The organism is Streptomyces sp. NPDC007264, assembly GCF_042869095.1.
Taxonomy (GTDB): Bacteria; Actinomycetota; Actinomycetes; order Streptomycetales; family Streptomycetaceae; genus Streptomyces.
Genome location: NZ_JBIAFD010000005.1, coordinates 225,000 through 239,843 on the forward strand (window position 1 = coordinate 225,000; position 14,844 = coordinate 239,843).

Annotated in this window: 13 protein-coding genes; 5 read left to right on the forward strand and 8 right to left on the reverse strand. The window is 74.5% G+C overall.

Annotated elements, in window-relative coordinates; translation table 11 throughout:
• Positions 1–16: 16 nt before the first annotated feature.
• Entirely contained in the window at positions 17–1,117 is a 1,101-nt protein-coding gene (locus tag ACFYMU_RS10425) for a hypothetical protein (protein ID WP_388370858.1), read from the reverse strand.
• Positions 1,118–1,717: 600 nt separating this feature from the next.
• Between ACFYMU_RS10425 and ACFYMU_RS10430 the strand changes: the two genes are divergently transcribed.
• A complete protein-coding gene (locus ACFYMU_RS10430) occupies positions 1,718–2,920 on the forward strand; it encodes an amino acid deaminase/aldolase (protein ID WP_388370861.1) in 1,203 nt (400 codons plus the stop codon).
• A 4-nt stretch (positions 2,921–2,924) separates the two neighbouring features.
• Here ACFYMU_RS10430 and ACFYMU_RS10435 read toward each other — a convergent pair whose 3' ends face one another.
• Entirely contained in the window at positions 2,925–3,848 is a 924-nt protein-coding gene (locus ACFYMU_RS10435; protein WP_388370864.1) for a DUF2510 domain-containing protein, read from the reverse strand.
• Positions 3,849–4,171: 323 nt separating this feature from the next.
• Between ACFYMU_RS10435 and ACFYMU_RS10440 the strand changes: the two genes are divergently transcribed.
• Complete coding sequence (locus ACFYMU_RS10440; RefSeq protein WP_388370867.1) at positions 4,172–5,449, forward strand: DUF6923 family protein; 1,278 nt, start codon at positions 4,172–4,174, stop codon at positions 5,447–5,449.
• A 38-nt stretch (positions 5,450–5,487) separates the two neighbouring features.
• Here the strand turns inward: ACFYMU_RS10440 and ACFYMU_RS10445 are convergent, their stop codons facing one another.
• Genes ACFYMU_RS10445 through ACFYMU_RS10460 form a run of 4 tightly spaced genes read right to left on the reverse strand, consistent with a single transcriptional unit; the run spans position 5,488 to position 10,321 of the window.
• Complete coding sequence (locus tag ACFYMU_RS10445) at positions 5,488–6,735, reverse strand: haloacid dehalogenase-like hydrolase (protein WP_388370869.1); 1,248 nt, start codon at positions 6,733–6,735, stop codon at positions 5,488–5,490.
• Positions 6,736–6,762: 27 nt separating this feature from the next.
• On the reverse strand, positions 6,763–7,554 hold the full coding sequence (locus ACFYMU_RS10450) for a 3-oxoacyl-ACP reductase (RefSeq protein WP_388370872.1): 792 nt from the start codon (positions 7,552–7,554) through the stop codon (positions 6,763–6,765).
• Positions 7,551–8,945: an aldehyde dehydrogenase family protein gene (locus ACFYMU_RS10455; RefSeq protein ID WP_388370875.1), complete on the reverse strand. Its 1,395-nt coding sequence runs from the start codon at positions 8,943–8,945 to the stop codon at positions 7,551–7,553. The genes ACFYMU_RS10450 and ACFYMU_RS10455 overlap by 4 nt, the downstream gene beginning before the upstream one ends.
• Before the next feature lie 11 nt (positions 8,946–8,956).
• Positions 8,957–10,321 carry a glutamine synthetase family protein gene (locus ACFYMU_RS10460; RefSeq protein ID WP_388370878.1) on the reverse strand — a complete coding sequence of 455 codons (1,365 nt, stop codon included), beginning with the start codon at positions 10,319–10,321 and terminating at the stop codon, positions 8,957–8,959.
• A gap of 74 nt (positions 10,322–10,395) precedes the next feature.
• Between ACFYMU_RS10460 and ACFYMU_RS10465 the strand changes: the two genes are divergently transcribed.
• Complete coding sequence (locus tag ACFYMU_RS10465) at positions 10,396–11,139, forward strand: FadR/GntR family transcriptional regulator (RefSeq protein ID WP_388370881.1); 744 nt, start codon at positions 10,396–10,398, stop codon at positions 11,137–11,139.
• 52 nt (positions 11,140–11,191) lie between these two features.
• Positions 11,192–11,881, forward strand: a complete 690-nt coding sequence (locus ACFYMU_RS10470; RefSeq protein WP_388370884.1) for a gamma-glutamyl-gamma-aminobutyrate hydrolase family protein — start codon at positions 11,192–11,194, stop codon at positions 11,879–11,881.
• A gap of 41 nt (positions 11,882–11,922) precedes the next feature.
• On the opposite strand, the gene ACFYMU_RS10475 is transcribed toward ACFYMU_RS10470, so the two are convergent.
• A complete protein-coding gene (locus ACFYMU_RS10475) occupies positions 11,923–12,903 on the reverse strand; it encodes a LysR family transcriptional regulator (protein ID WP_388370886.1) in 981 nt (326 codons plus the stop codon).
• Between the two features lie 71 nt (positions 12,904–12,974).
• On the opposite strand from ACFYMU_RS10475, the gene ACFYMU_RS10480 reads away from it, so the two are divergent.
• The gene (locus tag ACFYMU_RS10480) at positions 12,975–14,093 is read left to right on the forward strand and encodes a TDT family transporter (protein WP_388370888.1); all 1,119 of its coding nucleotides are present in this window, start codon (positions 12,975–12,977) and stop codon (positions 14,091–14,093) included.
• Here ACFYMU_RS10480 and ACFYMU_RS10485 read toward each other — a convergent pair.
• Positions 14,059–14,778, reverse strand: coding sequence for a helical backbone metal receptor (locus ACFYMU_RS10485; RefSeq protein ID WP_388370890.1), 720 nt, complete (start codon positions 14,776–14,778; stop codon positions 14,059–14,061). The two genes, ACFYMU_RS10480 and ACFYMU_RS10485, sit on opposite strands and share 35 nt — an antisense overlap.
• Positions 14,779–14,844: the final 66 nt, after the last annotated feature.

Genomic DNA, 14,844 nt, shown 5'->3' on the forward strand with positions numbered 1-14,844 from the left:
GTGTGCGTGCGGGCGGTCATGACGGCTTCTCCGTGGCCGAGGCGAAGGTCCTGCGCAGGGCCGCCTCGACGCGGTCGGCGAGGCCCGCGGCCTCGTTGCCCAGGCCGGCCTGGGCGGGGGCCGTGGTGGCGCCGGCCTTCAGGGCGTCCGCGGCGGGTTGTGGTTCGGTGACGGTTCGGCCGTCGGCGAAGCCGGAGACGGCGTAGACCACGACGGGCGCGTCGGTGAGGACCGAGATCGTCCAGGAGGCGCGCTGGGCGTCGCCGAAGGCCGCGGCCACGGTGCCCTTCGCCGCGTACGGACGGGGCAGCAGGTCGGTGCGCCGGTCCAGGCCCTCGTCCTTGAAGCGGCTGTGGAGCACGCCCATGGCGGCGGCGTCCGCCCGCGTGAACAGCAGGCCGACGGTGGTGACGTGGCTGCGGGTGGCGTCCGTGTACGTGGCACGCAGCAGCCGCAGGCATCCGGCCGGGGCGAGGACCTGGCGCAGCAGGGGGTCGAAGGCGTCCTGGCAGCCGCTGTCGGGCGCGACGGCGATGCGCGTCCAGGTGCGGTCGGCACCACCGGGGCCCGCGCCCGTCCCGTCGACGGTCGGCGGGAAGAACCGGTCGACGGGGGTGCTGTGCCACAGGCTTCCGGCGACGGCGAACGCGCCGCGTGCTCCGTCCCCGGTCTCCTCGCCGGTCAGCCAGCTTCCGGTCGCCGCGCCGCCGATGAGCCCGAGGCCGAGGACCAGGCACGCGGCGGCCGCGGCGGCCCGGGGACGCGGCCGCAGCGCGAGGCGCCACGGGCGGGTGGCCGCGACGGCCCGCGTGTCGGGCTGGGCGAGGGTCACCACGGGCCGGTCGGGCACGAAGGGCCGGCGGTGCAGCCGCTCGGTGGTCTCCACGATGCCGCCGGCGGACGGCTCGGTGCGCGGCGGCGGCACGGCGGCGCTCGCGGGAGCGCCCGTGGCCGGGCCGGCCGTCGGCGGCGCGTCCGGGAAACGAGCGGAGGCGACGGGCGGGGGCGGATCGTCGGGCCCCGTGCCGCGGTCGAGCCGGAGCTTCGGGAACCGGGAGGACTCGGGGGTGCGCCGGCCCGGCGGCTCCGCGTCGCGGCCCGGCACCGACGGCGGCACGGGGCCGGGGGCGCCCCCGGAGCGCCGCGGGGCGTCGGGCGTGCCGAGCCGGAACGGACGCGCGGTCCCCCGGGGCCGTGCGGGCCCCTGGTCCCCGGCCGGCCGGGCGGGGCGCGGAGGCGGCGGATGCGCGGCCGCGGGAGGGTGCTCGGGGCGGGGCGGGACGGTTCCGGCGGCGCCGTCGCGCGCTGTCGCCCGGGGCGGGTCCTGCGGTTCCTCGGGCGGCCCGCCGGGCATGCCAGAGGGCCGGGGTGGGACCGTGGGGCGCGGAGGGATGGAGGCGCGACGCGCTTCCGTGCTCATGCACCCCCCATGTTTCCTGGTGGCCGGGCAGCCCCGGGGGTCGACCGGGGTCTTCGACCGCCCCTGGGGGGCGGCCGGTTCGCGCGGTGCGGCACGCGCCGCCCGTCCTGGGCAGGCATACCCGCGCGGGCGAACGCCCATCCCAGGCGTGCGCGCCCGGGCGACGGCCGCTCGACCTCGCGTGCGCGTCACTCTACGGCTTGATCCGCCTCGAACGGGAACCGGTCCGCAGCGCCGGGGGCATCTGCCCGGATCGTCCCCCTACCCCGCGGTAATCGCATCTGGCAGGCTTCGTTCATGACTGCCCGCGCCGCAGACCGCGCCCGCTACGACCGGGCCACCGCCCACCTCGACGCCCCTGTCGCGATCGTGGACCTGGAGGCGTTCGACGCGAACGCCGACGACCTGCTCCGCCGGGCCGGAGGGAAACCGATCCGCGTCGCCAGCAAGTCCGTGCGCTGCCGTGCCCTGCTCGAACGCGTCCTGGCCAGGGACGGTTTCGCGGGCCTCATGTCCTTCACGCTCGCCGAGTCCCTGTGGCTGGCCCGCTCCGGCTTCGACGACGTCCTGCTCGCCTATCCGTCGGCCGACCGGCAGGGCTTCGCCGAACTGGCCGCCGATCCCAAGCTCGCCGCCGCCGTCACCGTGATGGTCGACGATCCGGCCCAGTTGCGTCTGATCGACGACGCCCGCCGGGGCGGCACCGAAGTGGTGCGTGTCTGCCTGGAGTTGGACACCTCGCTGAAACTCCTCGGCGGGCGCGTCCGGGTGGGTGCCCGCCGCTCGCCGCTGCACTCCCCCGCCCAGATGGCGGAGATGGCCCGTGCCGTGGCGCGCAGGCCGGGTTTCCGGCTCGTGGGCATCATGGCGTACGAGGGCCATGTCGCGGGTGTCGGCGACGCGGTGGCGGGCCGTCCGGTGCGGTCGCGGGCCGTGCGGCTGATGCAGGCCGCGGCACGCGGGGAGCTGGCCCGGCGGCGCGCCGACGTGGTGCGCGCCGTGCGGGCCGTGGCGCCGGACCTGGAGTTCGTCAACGGCGGTGGCACGGGCAGCGTGCAGCACACGGCAGCCGAGGAGGCGGTGACGGAGATCGCCGCGGGCTCGGGGCTGTACGTGCCGCGGCTGTTCGACAACTACACCTCGTTCCGCGGGCGTCCGGCGGCGCTGTTCGCCCAGCCCGTCGTGCGCAGGCCGGGTGTCGGCGTGGTGACGGTGCTGGGCGGCGGCTATCCCGCGTCGGGCGCCCCGGGACGCGACCGGCTGCCCGTCCCGTATCTGCCCGAAGGGCTCGCATACGACCCCCAGGAGGGTGCCGGCGAGGTCCAGACGCCTCTGCTGGGCGCGCCCGCCGACGACCTCCTCATCGGCGACAAGGTGTGGTTCCGGCACGCCAAGGCGGGCGAGCTGTGCGAGCGGTTCGACGTGCTGCACCTGGTCGAGGGCGACAAGGTCACGGCCGCCGTGCCGACCTACCGGGGCGAGGGACGCACCTTCCTGTGAGGGGTCACTTCGAGGGCCCGATGCTGCTGCCCACTCCCCCGTCGCCCGACGTGTCGCCGACCGGCCGGATCCCCTTGGCTATCCTGTCCATGTCGGCGAGCGGGGGTCCGTCGGGTCCCGCGTCGAAGGCGAGGCGGACGATGATCGGCGCCTGCGAGCCCACGCTGGACGGGAACGCCAGCGACTGGACGTAACCGCCCGGGCCCTTGGCGGTGGTGACGCGCCACCGCACGAAGTAGCCCGCCCGGCCGGCGACCGCGATCTGACCGGCCTTCACCAGTCGGTGGGAGGTGATACCGCCGAAGGGCCGGCTGCCGATCGTGTCACGGTCGAACTCCGCGTTCGCGGCGTCCGCGATGTCGCCCTTCGCCAGCGTCTCCGGGGAACTGCCCTCGCCGACCGTGGCGGTCCGCGACAGGACCCGGCCGTGACGGCACAGGCCGGGGTCGCCCGGGCAGTCGTAGGTGCCGGGCGTGGTCAGCACGACGTCGTCCTCGGCGACGTTCTCGGGTCTGGCCCAGCCGTCGAGCACCGGGAAGGTGATGCCGTTGAGCTCGTCCACGACGACGTTCGGATCCTCGGAGGCGGAGGCGGAGGCGGAGGCGGACGGGGCGGTCGGCCGCTTGTCGTGGGAGACCGATGTCCCCGTCGTGGGCGAGGACTTGGCCTGCGCGGCGCCGCCGCCGTCGTGGCCGAGCACGACCGCGCCGGTGACGATGGCCGCGACCAGGACGGCTCCGGCCGTCGCGAGCGCGACCACCTTGGCACGCCGGGAGCCGCCGCCGTCCGGGGGCCGCGGGGAGACCAGCGGCGGCACGGGCATCTCGGGCTGACGCCGGTGGTCGGTCCACGCGGTCCCGTCCCACCAGCGTTCGGTGAGCGGGTACGACGGGTCGCGGTACCAGCCGGGCGGGGGCGAACTGCTCATCCCGGCCACTCTAGTGCCCCGGCAGGCGACGTTCGCCCGTGAAGGAGCGGCGTCGTGGGGGTCCCGCCCGCTCGAAGAGCTCGGGAGAGCGTGGCCGGGCGGCACGACGGGGCGAACGTCGCCTGTCGGGGCGCTCGTCATGTCGCAGTGGTAACCGCTGACCCTCTGCATCGTTGACCGGCCCGTATGGGGAGCGGATCATTCCGCCCCGTCCCTTGGTTTGAGGAGCCGATATGTCCGTACACGGACGTCGGGCCGGTGCCGCAGTACTCGCCGTCACCGCGACCACAATGCATCATCTCTCGCGTCGTTCACCCGCGACCATGCTCATGGTCGGTGGCGCGGCAGCCGCCGCGCTCGGGGCGTTCGGCGCCCCCCAGAGCGCCGTGGCAGCCGCTCCGGACGGCTTCGCGTGCAACGGCCAGATCTTCTACGTGGCCACGGACACCGCTGCGAACCAACTCCAGCTCGGTGCCGCCGGAGCGGGCACCGTCTCCTTCTCCCCCCTCGGCCCGGCCGTGCCGGCCTACAACGCGATGGGCGTGGATCCGGCCACCCGGTACGTTTTCGCCCTGCGCGTCCGCGACGCCCACCTCCTGCGGATCGACAGGGCGGGCCGTACCACCGACGTCGGGGCGATCGCCGGCCTCCCGGGCGCGGGGTACTACATCGGAGGCTTCGACGCCGCGGGAGACTACTACGTCTCCGGCCCCGACCCTTCCGTCCTGTACAAGATCAATGTGCGCACGCGGAGCGTGACCGGCGTCGTCCACCTGAACTCCCGCCTGCAGGGAGCCGACATCACGTACTCGGCGGGGTACTTCTGGGCGGCGACGAACGACGGAGGCATCCAGCGCATCGACCTCGGGACGGGAGCCGTCGTCACGTTCGCCTCGCCCCTGCCGGCCGTCAAGCCCGGCTACGGCGGTGCCTTCACCTACGGCAACGGCGACCTGGGCTTCTTCCACAACAGCGGATTCCTGGCCCGCGTTCACGTCGCGCACCCGGACAGCGCCGGGCCCGTCTTCGACCTCCTGTCCAGGCAGAGCACGCGGCCCGGCGGCAACGTCGACGCGACCTCGTGCTTCGTGGCACGCGCGGACCTGTCGGTGACCAAGACCGGGCCCGCCTCGGTCGAGGCCGGCGACCGGGTCACCTACCGGATCACGGTGACCAACCACGGCCCCTCCGACTCCTCGGGCTGGACCGTCGACGACGTCCTCCCTGCGGGCCTGCTCGACGCCAGCAGCCCTACCCCGGGCTGCACCATCAGCGGTGACAGGCTCTCCTGCACCGGCGGAAGGCTGGCCGTCGGCGCCAGCCACACCATCACCGTCACCGGTACCGCCGGCTCCGGCGGCACCACGTTGACCAACACCGCCACCGTCTTCGGCAACGACCCCGATCCCGACCCGGGCAACAACACCTCCTCGGTCCACACCACCGTCGGCGTCCCGCGCGGCACGACCGGCTCTCCGGGCATCCTCACAGGCAACGCCGTCCAGACCCCGATCCACGCCCCCGTCAACCTGTGCGGGAACACGATCGACGTCATCGGCGTGCTCAACCCTGCGTTCGGCAACGCCTGCGCCAACACCTGACGCAGGCGGTCGACCCCGCTCCCCTCCCCTTCGCTCGCTCAGTGGACGCGGTCCTTCTGGTCGGCCACGACCGAGCCGTCCTCCCGCAGGACCGGCCCCCGGCTGCCGTCCGGCGCGGTGTAGGCACGCGTCGAGCAGGGGTAGGGGTCCGGCCGGCGCGGCAGCGGCTCGATGAACATGGGGTTGACCAGCCAGCGCCCGTCGGCGTCGTCGTAGGCCCGGCGCATCAGCTCGTCCTTGTTCCGGTTGACCACCAGATGCACACCGGTGGCGTCACCGACGAAGGTGACGTCGGTGTCGGCGTCACCGGCCGCCAGCGCGGGCCGGTGCGCGGGGTCCTGCCTCCGCCAGGCCGCGGCGCCCCGGACGCCGTAGATCTCCTGGTTGATCCAGCAGCGCTTGCCGTCGATGTACGGGATGGCCTCGCCCCGGCTCGCGGGCACGTCGCCGCAGCCCTCGTTGCGGGTGGTGATGCGGCCGCGGCCGTCGAGGACCGAGCGGATGGCGAGGGTGTGCGCGGCGTCCACGCCGACGCCCCGCGACCAGACCTCGGTGACGGGTTCGGAGCCGGCGGAGACGATGTGGACGTCGAAGCCCGCCCGCTGGAGGGTGCCGATCAGATCGCGCTGCTGGGCGTAGTAGCGGACGTACGCCGGGAGGGTGTGGGTGCCGAGGACCCGGGTCGAGCCGACGGGCGCCGCAAGGGCCTCGGCGCGGGCGCTGCGGGCGTACGAGGACAGTTCGGCCACCGTGCGGCCCGCGAACAGCTGGGGCACCCACGCGTACTGCGGCACCGTGCGCCGGTGGTTCCAGGAGCCGGCGAAGGCGGCGGCCCCGCGCATGGTCCTGCCCTGCTCGCGGATCGCGAGGATCTCGTCGGTGCAGCGGACCGTGGTGGAGGTCGGCAGGGGCGCCCCCACGGGGACCGCGTCGCCGCACGCCTCCGTGAGGGCCCGGTCGGCGTCGTCCGTGAGCCACGCGCTGGTGTCCTTCCAGCGGGCCGGGCGCAGGAGCTTGTCGTGCTCGAGCGCCCAGTCGAGGGTGGCGTCGGTGACGTCGTTCTTGGTGACCGTGTTGTCCCAGTCGAAGACGGCGACCGGGGTGCCGGCGGGCGCACCGCAGCGGCCCCGCTCGTCGATCGTCCGCTGGATGCGTGCGCGGTTGTCGCCGTACCACGGGGTGGTCAGCCGCGGGCAGTTCGCGGGGGGAACGGTGGCGGCGGAGGACGGCGGTGCGGCCGCCGGCGCGGCGGCCGCCACCAGGGTCCACGCGAGAAGATGTCTCATACGGCGTGGACCGTACCGCTTTGCCCCCTACAGCGGGGTGACGTACGCGCCCGAGATGCCTCCGTCCACCAGGAAGTCGGTGGCGTTCACGAAGGTGGAGTCGTCGCTGGCGAGGAACGCGACCGCCGCGGCGATCTCCTCGGCCCGAGCGAACCGGCCGACCGGGATGTGCACCAGACGGCGGGCGGCACGCTCGGGGTCCTTCGCGAACAGCTCCTGCAGCAGCGGGGTGTCGACCGGCCCGGGGCACAGCGCGTTCACCCGGATGCCCTCGCGGGCGAACTGCACGCCCAGTTCGCGTGACATGGCGAGGACCCCGCCCTTGGAGGCCGTGTACGAGATCTGCGAGGTCGCCGCGCCCATGCGGGCCACGAACGACGCCGTGTTGATGATGGAGCCCCTGCCCTGGCGCCGCATGTAGGGGATCGCGGCCTTGCAGCAGAGGTAGACGGAGGTCAGGTTGACCTCCTGGACCCGCTTCCACGCCTCCAGGCCGGTGTCCAGGATGGAGTCGTCGTCGGGCGGGGAGATGCCCGCGTTGTTGAAGGCGATGTCGACGGAGCCGTAGGTGTCGAACGCGGCCTTGAAGAGCGCCTCGACCTGCTCGGGGTCGGTGACGTCCACCTTCACGAACAGCCCGCCGACCTCGTCGGCGGCGGCCTTGCCTCGGGTGTCGTCGACGTCGCCGCAGACGACGTGGGCGCCCTCGGAGGCGAGCCGGCGCGCGGCGGCGAGGCCGATGCCGCTGCCGGCACCGGTGATGACGGCGGTACGGCCGACCAGGCGGCGGCAGATGGGGTCCGGTGTCTGCGAGGTCACTGTGCGGGGCCCTCCGTGCTGATGAAGACGTTCTTGGTTTCGGTGAAGGCGGTCAGCGCGTCCGGGCCGAGTTCACGGCCGATCCCCGACTGCTTGAAGCCGCCGAAGGGGGTCCAGTAGCGGACGCTGGAGTGGGAGTTGACGGACAGGTTGCCCGCGCGGACGGCCTGCGAGACGCGCAGCGCGCGGCCGACGTCCCGGGTCCAGATGGAGCCGGAGAGGCCGTAGGCGGTGTCGTTGGCGAGGCGGACCGCGTCGGCCTCGTCCTCGAACGGCAGGACGACGGCGACCGGCCCGAAGACCTCCTCGACGGCCACGCGCGCGTGCGGGTCGACGCCGGTGAGGACGGTGGGCGGGAACCAGAAGCCGGGACCTTCGGGCGCCTTGCCGCGGATGCCGGGCGCGTCGGCGTCGACGTAGGACCGCACCCGCTCCAGCTGGGCCTTCGAGATCAGCGGACCCATCCCGGTGCTCTCGTCGGCCGGGTCGCCGACGAGGACGGACTCGACGGCGGGGGCCAGCAGGTCGAGGAAGCGGTCGTACGCGGAGCGCTGCACGAGGATGCGGGTGCGGGCGCAGCAGTCCTGGCCGGAGTTGTCGAGGAAGGACATGGGGGCGGCGGCGGCGGCCGCGTCGAGGTCGGCGTCCGCGAAGACGATGTTGGGGCTCTTGCCGCCGAGTTCCAGGGTGACGCGTTTGAGCAGGGCGGAGCCCCTCGCCAGCACCTGGGTGCCCACGGCGGTCGACCCGGTGAAGACGATCTTGGCCACGCCGGGGTGCTCGACCAGCGCGCCGCCCGCGACGGGGCCGCGGCCGGGCAGGACCTGGAACAGCCCGTCCGGCAGGCCGGCCGCCAGGGCCAGCTCGGCCAGGCGCAGGGCCGTGAGCGGCGTCGTCTCGGCGGGCTTGAGGATCACCGCGTTGCCCGCCGCGAGCGCCGGGGCCGTGCCCCACGCGGCGATCGGCATGGGGAAGTTCCAGGGCGCGATGACGCCGACGACGCCGAGCGGTTCGAGGATCGTGACGTCCAGGCCCCCGGGGACGGGGATCTGGCGGCCGGTGAGCCGCTCCACTCCTCCGGCCGCGTAGTCGAGCAGATCGCGGACGTTGCCGGCCTCCCAGCGGGCGTTGCCGATGACGTGGCCGGCCTCCCGCACCTCCAGCCGGGCCAGCTCCTCGAGGTGTTCGTCGACGGCGGTGGCGAAGCGGCGCAGCAGCCGGGCGCGGTCGCCGGGCGCGAGCGCGGCCCACACGGACTGCGCCCTGGTGGCCCGTACGACGGCGGCGTCGACGTCCTGGGCGGTGGCGGCGGGAACGGTGGCGACGACCTCCTCGGTGGCCGGATTGAGGACCTGGAGCTCGTGCTCGTCGGGTGGGGACTGGTCGGACACGGAAGGACCCCTCACATGCGTTCGAAGGAGCGGCGCAGCTCCCAGTCGGTCACCGCGGCGTCGAAGGCCTCCAGCTCGACGCGGGCCATGTTGCGGTAGTGCGCGACGACCTCGTCGCCGAAGGCGGCCTCGGCGATGGCGCTGTTCTCCCAGAGTTCGGCGGCCTCGCGCAGGGTGGTGGGCACGTGCTCGTACTCGGCGGTGTACGCGTTGCCCGGGCACGGCCCCGGGAGCTCCAGCTTCTGCTCGATGCCGTACAGTCCCGCCGCGACCATGCCGGCGACCGCGAGGTACGGGTTGACGTCTCCGCCGGGCACCCGGTTCTCGAAGCGCAGCGAACGGCCGTGGCCGACGACCCGGAGGGCGCAGGTGCGGTTGTCGTGCCCCCAGGCGACCGCGGTCGGGGCGAAGGAGCCGGGCTGGAACCGCTTGTAGGAGTTGATGTGGGGCGCGTACAGGAGCGAGAACTCGCGCAGGGCCACGAGTTGCCCGGCGAGGAAGTGCCGCATCAGCTCCGACATCCCGCCGGGACCGTCCCCCGCCATCGCGTTCGCGCCGTGGGCGTCGGCGAGCGAGAGGTGGATGTGACAGGAGTTGCCCTCGCGCTCGTTGTACTTGGCCATGAAGGTGATCGAGACGCCCTCCTGGGCCGCGATCTCCTTGGTTCCGGTCTTGTAGATCGCGTGCTGGTCGCAGGTGACCAGCGCCTCGTCGTACCGGAAGGCGATCTCGTGCTGGCCGGGGTTGCACTCGCCCTTGGCGGACTCGACGGTGAGGCCGGCGCCCGCCATCTCGTTGCGGATCCGGCGCAGCAGGGGCTCGATCCGGCCGGTCCCGAGCACGGAGTAGTCGACGTTGTACTGGTTCGCCGGGGTCAGGTCCCGGTAGTTCGCGTCCCACGCCTGCTCGTAGGTGTCCTTGAAGACGATGAACTCCAGCTCGGTGCCGACCTGGGCGGTCAGGCCGAGCGCGGCGAGGCGGTCGAGCTGGCCGCGCAGTATCCCGCGGGGGGACGCGACCACGGGCGAGCCGTCGCTCCAGGCGAGGTCCGCGACGACCATGGCGGTGCCCTCGTGCCAGGGCAGCCTGCGCAGGGTGCTCAGGTCGGGGTGGAGGGCGAAGTCGCCGTAGCCCCGGTCCCAGGAGGACATGGCGTAGCCGTCGACGGTGTTCATCTCGGTGTCGACGGCGAGCAGGTAGTTGCAGCCCTCGGTCCCGTGCTCCAGGACCTCGTCGAGGAAGAAGCGGGCGGCGAACCGCTTGCCCTGCAGACGGCCTTGCATGTCCGGGAAGGCCAGGACGACGGTGTCGATCTCGCCGCCGGCGACGAGGGCGTGCAGCTCCTCGACACCGAGCGGGGGTGTGCGGTCCGGCACGGGAGGTCTCCTTCGGTCGCCGAGAGCCATAAGGTATTTCCGAGAACCATTGATTGGGAAGGGGGCGCGGCCAGATGTCACAGACGGAACCCGGGGGCGGCGGGGACCCGCAGGACCGGCTGACCCCGGTGCTGCGACCGGTGCGCGCCGGCAACGGCTTCGAGGAGGCCCTGGAGCAGATCCTCCAGGTCGTGCGCCTCGGCCTGGTGCCCGGCGGTGAGCGCCTGCCGGCGGAGCGGGAGCTGGCGGACCGGCTGGGGATCAGCCGGGTGACGCTGCGCGAGGTGCTGAAGGTGCTGCAGGACGAGGGCCTGGTGGAGTCGCGGCGCGGCCGCTACGGCGGCACCTTCGTGCGGCCCCGGACCGAGGCGGGCGGCGAGGACGAGCTGCGCCGGCGCGTCGAGAGGGTCGACATCGAGGACGTGCTGCGCTTCCGCGAGGTGCTGGAGGTGGGGGCGGCGGGCCTGTGCGCCGCGCACGGTCTGACGGCGGAGCAGGAGGAACGGCTGCGGGAGGCGCTGGCGCGCACGCGGGACGCGCCGCTGGCGGACTACCGGCGGCTGGACACCCTGCTGCACCTCACCCTCGCCGAGCTCGGCGGGTCACCCTCCCTGACGGCGCAGTACGCGGCCGTCCGGGCGACCGTGAACGACCTGCTGGACTGCATTCCGCTGCTGGTGCGGAACCTGGAGCACTCGCAGCGGCAGCACGTGGCGCTGGTGGAGGCGGTGCTCGACGGGGACGCGGACGGGGCGCGGGAGATCATGCGGGAGCACTGCTCCGGGACGGCGGCACTGCTGCGGGGGTTCCTGGCATGAGGAGACCGGGCAAAGGTATGAATGCGCTCCATTGGAAGGCTGGGAGGATCGCATGACCGCACGACCGCTGATCGGCGTGAGCACGTATCTGGAGAGCGGGGCGCGCTGGGGCGTCTGGGAGCTGGACGCGGCGCTGCTGCCGTCGGGCTACCCGCGGCTGGTGCAGCGGGCCGGCGGGCTCGCGGCGATGCTGCCGCCGGACGATCCGGAGCGGGCGGCGGCCGCGGTGGCCCGGCTGGACGGGGTGGTGATCGCGGGCGGCCCGGACGTCGACCCCTCCCGCTACGGGGCGGAGCGCTCCCCGCGGACGGGCCCGCCCGCGCCCCTGCGGGACGCCTGGGAACTCGCCCTGATCCGGGCCGCGCTGGACTCCGGCACGCCGCTGCTCGGCATCTGCCGCGGGATGCAACTGCTGAACGTCGCCCTGGGGGGCACGCTCGTGCAGCACCTCGACGGGCACGTCGCCGAGGTGGGCGTGTTCGGCCGGCACCCCGTGAAGCCGGTGCCGGGCACGCGGTACGGGGGCATCGCCCCCGAACCGGCGTCCGTGCCGACCTATCACCACCAGGCGGTGGACCGGCTCGGCGACGGGCTCGTGGTGTCGGCCCACGCGGAGGACGGGACGGTGGAGGCGGTCGAACTGCCGGGATCCTCCTGGGTGCTGGGTGTGCAGTGGCATCCGGAGATGGGGGAGGACGTGCGGGTCGTACGGGCCCTCGTCCGAGCCGCCGCCACCTCCTGAGTCCGCCCCGGCGCCCCCGTGGCCGCTCCCGTCGGCGGCGCTCATGACGACGGCGGGGGCTTCGGGCGCCGTCGCGGCACGCCGCCCGGCACGCCGGGCTGTCCCCGTGTCAGGCCCAGCAGGTCGCGGCCCGGTCCCGTCGGCCGGTGGCCCGTGCGCCAGATCGCGCGCAGCGTCCGGTCCAGCCGAACCCCCGCGACCGGGACGCCCACCAGTCGGCGGGCGGACAGTTCCTCTCCCACGGCCAGTTCGCTCAGCACCGCCAGGCCCGCACCGCTCACCGCGGCGGCCTTGACCGCCGTCGTCGAGGACAGTTCGAGGAGCGGACTGGCCAGCTCCCCCAGGGCCGCCTCCAGGACCTGGCGGGTGCCCGAGCCCTCCTCCCGGAGGATCAGCGGCGCCGCCGCCAGTTCCGCGGCCGGCACCGGCGTGCGACGGCGGGCCCACGGGTGTCCCGGCGCCGTCACCACGATGAGCCGGTCACGGGCGACGACCGCCTCGTCGAGGCCGGCCGGCACCGCCAGCCCCTCGACGAAGCCCAGGTCCGCCTCGTTCGCGAGCAGGCGGTCCGCGACCGCCGCGGAGTTGCCCGCCAGCAGCGACACCGCCGTGTCCGGCCGCTGGGCGCGCAGGGCGATCAGCCAGCCGGGAAGCAGGTACTCCGCGATGGTCATGCTCGCGGCCACACGCAGCCGTGAGTCCCGCCGGCCCCGCAACGCCTGCGCTCCCGCGTCGAACGCCTCCGCCGCCTCCACGACGCGCCGCGCCCAGTCGGTGACCAGGGCACCCGCGGCGGTCAGCCGCGAGCCCCGCGGCGAGCGGTCGACCAGCGCCACGCCCAGCCGCCGCTCCATCGAGCGGATCCGGCTGCTGGCCGCCGGCTGGGTGATCCCCAGCTCCCGCGCCGCCCGCCCCAGGCTGCCCAGCCGGGCGACGGCGAGCAGCAGCTCCAGCGCCCCCAGATCCGGCACCCGGTGCGCCAGCCCCGCCGCCGGAGACCTTCCGCTGTCCCCCTTGCTCATAAGCAGAGCTTATGCCCTCATAGAGACGCGCTCTCTGGCGAGGAGCCCGCGCACGGCGGCACGGTGCATGCATGGCCCTCGCAACCGAGTCCCTCGTCGTCCCCGCCCGCCGGCGCCGCGCCGCCGTGCGGCACCTCGGCCCCAACTGGTACGCCTCCGTCATGGGGACCGCGATCGTGGCCACGGCGGGCGCCGGTCTGCCCGGCGCGGCGCACCTGCCCGGACTGCGGACCGCCTGCGCCGCCGTCTGGGCCCTCTCGGCGGCCCTGCTCCTGGCACTCCTCGCCGCCCGCGCACTGCACTGGGCGCACCATCGCGACCAGGCTCGCGCCCATCTCCTCGACCCGGCCGTGGCCCCCTTCTACGGCTGCCTCGCGATGGCCCTGCTGGCCGTGGGCGGCGGCACCCTCGCCGTCGGCCGGGACTGGACCGGTACGCGGACGGCCGTCGCCCTGGACACCGTCCTCTTCACCGCCGGCACCGCCGTCGGGCTCGTCGCGGTGGTGGCCGTGCCGTACCTGATGATCGCCCGGCACCGCATCGAGCCGGGCCAGGCCACCCCCGTCTGGCTGCTGCCCCTGGTGGCCCCCATGGTCTCCGCGGCCCAGGGCCCCCTGCTGGTCCCCCACCTGCCCGCCGGTCAGCCGCGGGAGACGCTGCTGCTGGCGAGTTTCGCGATGTTCGGGCTCAGTCTGCTGGCCACGCTCGTGATGCTGCCGCTGATCCTCGCCCGGCTCATCGTCGCGGGTCCGCTGCCGCCCGCCCTGACCCCTACCCTGTTCCTGGTCCTCGGGCCGCTGGGCCAGTCCACCACCGCCGTCGCCGCGTCCGCGACCGCCGCGCCGGGCGTCGTACCGGCCCCGTACGGGCAGGGCCTCGGCGTGCTCTCCGTGCTCTACGGCGTTCCCGTGACGGGCTTCGCGCTGATGTGGCTCGCCCTCGCCACGACGATGGTGGTGCGCGCCCGGCGGCGCGGCATGGGCTTCGCGATGACCTGGTGGGCCTTCACGTTCCCCGTCGGCACGTGCGTCACCGGCGCGGAGGCACTGGCCCGGCGCACGGGGCTCGCCGTCCTGGACGGACTCGCGGTCGGCCTGTACGCGCTGCTCGTCACCGCCTGGGCCGTCGCCGCCGTGGGCACGGGCCGCGGCCTCGTCAGCGGAGAGCTGCTCGCAGCGCCGCGCCGATGACGCGCGGGGCCTCGGCCAGTGACGGCCCGTACCAGGTGAGATGGCGCCCGCTGACCAGCGCGCAGGGCGTCCCGGGGAAGGACTCCGGGCCGTCGTCGGCGGTGAAGCGGTACGGCTCGTCGGGCAGCACCACGAGGTCCGGGGCCGCGTCGTGCAGCTGGGGCAGCGGGATCCTCGGATAGCGCTCCGCGTGGGCCGCGCAGACGTTGTCGACGCCGAGCCGGGCCAGCACGTCCCCGGCGAAGGTGTCCCGGCCCAGCACCATCCAGGGCCGTCGCCAGACGGGTACCACGGCGGTCCTGCGGTGCCGCGGCGCGGGCAGGTCCGACCAGGCGGACCGGGCCTGATCCAGCCAGCGCGGCCGGGAGGGCACCCCGCACGCGGCCACCACGCGCTCCAGCTCCCGGAACGCCTGCGGCACGTCCCGCACCTCGGTGACCAGGACCTTGAGGCCCGCCGCGCGCAGGGCGGCGAGATCCGGCTCCCGGTTCTCCTCCTCGTTGGCGAGCACCAGGTCGGGGGCGAGTGCGACGATCCGCTCGACCGCGGGGTTCTTCGTCCCGCCGATCCGGGCGACACCGAGGTCCGGCGGATGGCTGCACCAGTCGGTCGCGCCCACCAGGACGCCCGGCGCCGACGCGGCCACCGCCTCGGTGAGCGACGGCACCAGCGAGACGACGCGCATCACGGCCGCCGCCGGCTGGAGGATCCGGGGACGCGCTCCCGCACGGCGCCGGCAGTGGCTTCGGAG

What these genes read in the sequence shown, in the direction of transcription:
- ACFYMU_RS10440 (WP_388370867.1), top strand. Translation starts at nt 4,172, where the DNA reads ATGCTCATGGTCGGTGGCGCGGCAGCCGCCGCGCTCGGGGCGTTCGGC.
- ACFYMU_RS10435 (WP_388370864.1), bottom strand. Translation starts at nt 3,848, where the DNA reads ATGAGCAGTTCGCCCCCGCCCGGCTGGTACCGCGACCCGTCGTACCCG.
- ACFYMU_RS10445 (WP_388370869.1), bottom strand. Translation starts at nt 6,735, where the DNA reads ATGAGACATCTTCTCGCGTGGACCCTGGTGGCGGCCGCCGCGCCGGCG.
- ACFYMU_RS10480 (WP_388370888.1), top strand. Translation starts at nt 12,975, where the DNA reads ATGGCCCTCGCAACCGAGTCCCTCGTCGTCCCCGCCCGCCGGCGCCGC.
- ACFYMU_RS10475 (WP_388370886.1), bottom strand. Translation starts at nt 12,903, where the DNA reads ATGAGCAAGGGGGACAGCGGAAGGTCTCCGGCGGCGGGGCTGGCGCAC.
- ACFYMU_RS10430 (WP_388370861.1), top strand. Translation starts at nt 1,718, where the DNA reads ATGACTGCCCGCGCCGCAGACCGCGCCCGCTACGACCGGGCCACCGCC.
- ACFYMU_RS10465 (WP_388370881.1), top strand. Translation starts at nt 10,396, where the DNA reads ATGTCACAGACGGAACCCGGGGGCGGCGGGGACCCGCAGGACCGGCTG.
- ACFYMU_RS10485 (WP_388370890.1), bottom strand. Translation starts at nt 14,778, where the DNA reads ATGCGCGTCGTCTCGCTGGTGCCGTCGCTCACCGAGGCGGTGGCCGCG.
- ACFYMU_RS10470 (WP_388370884.1), top strand. Translation starts at nt 11,192, where the DNA reads ATGACCGCACGACCGCTGATCGGCGTGAGCACGTATCTGGAGAGCGGG.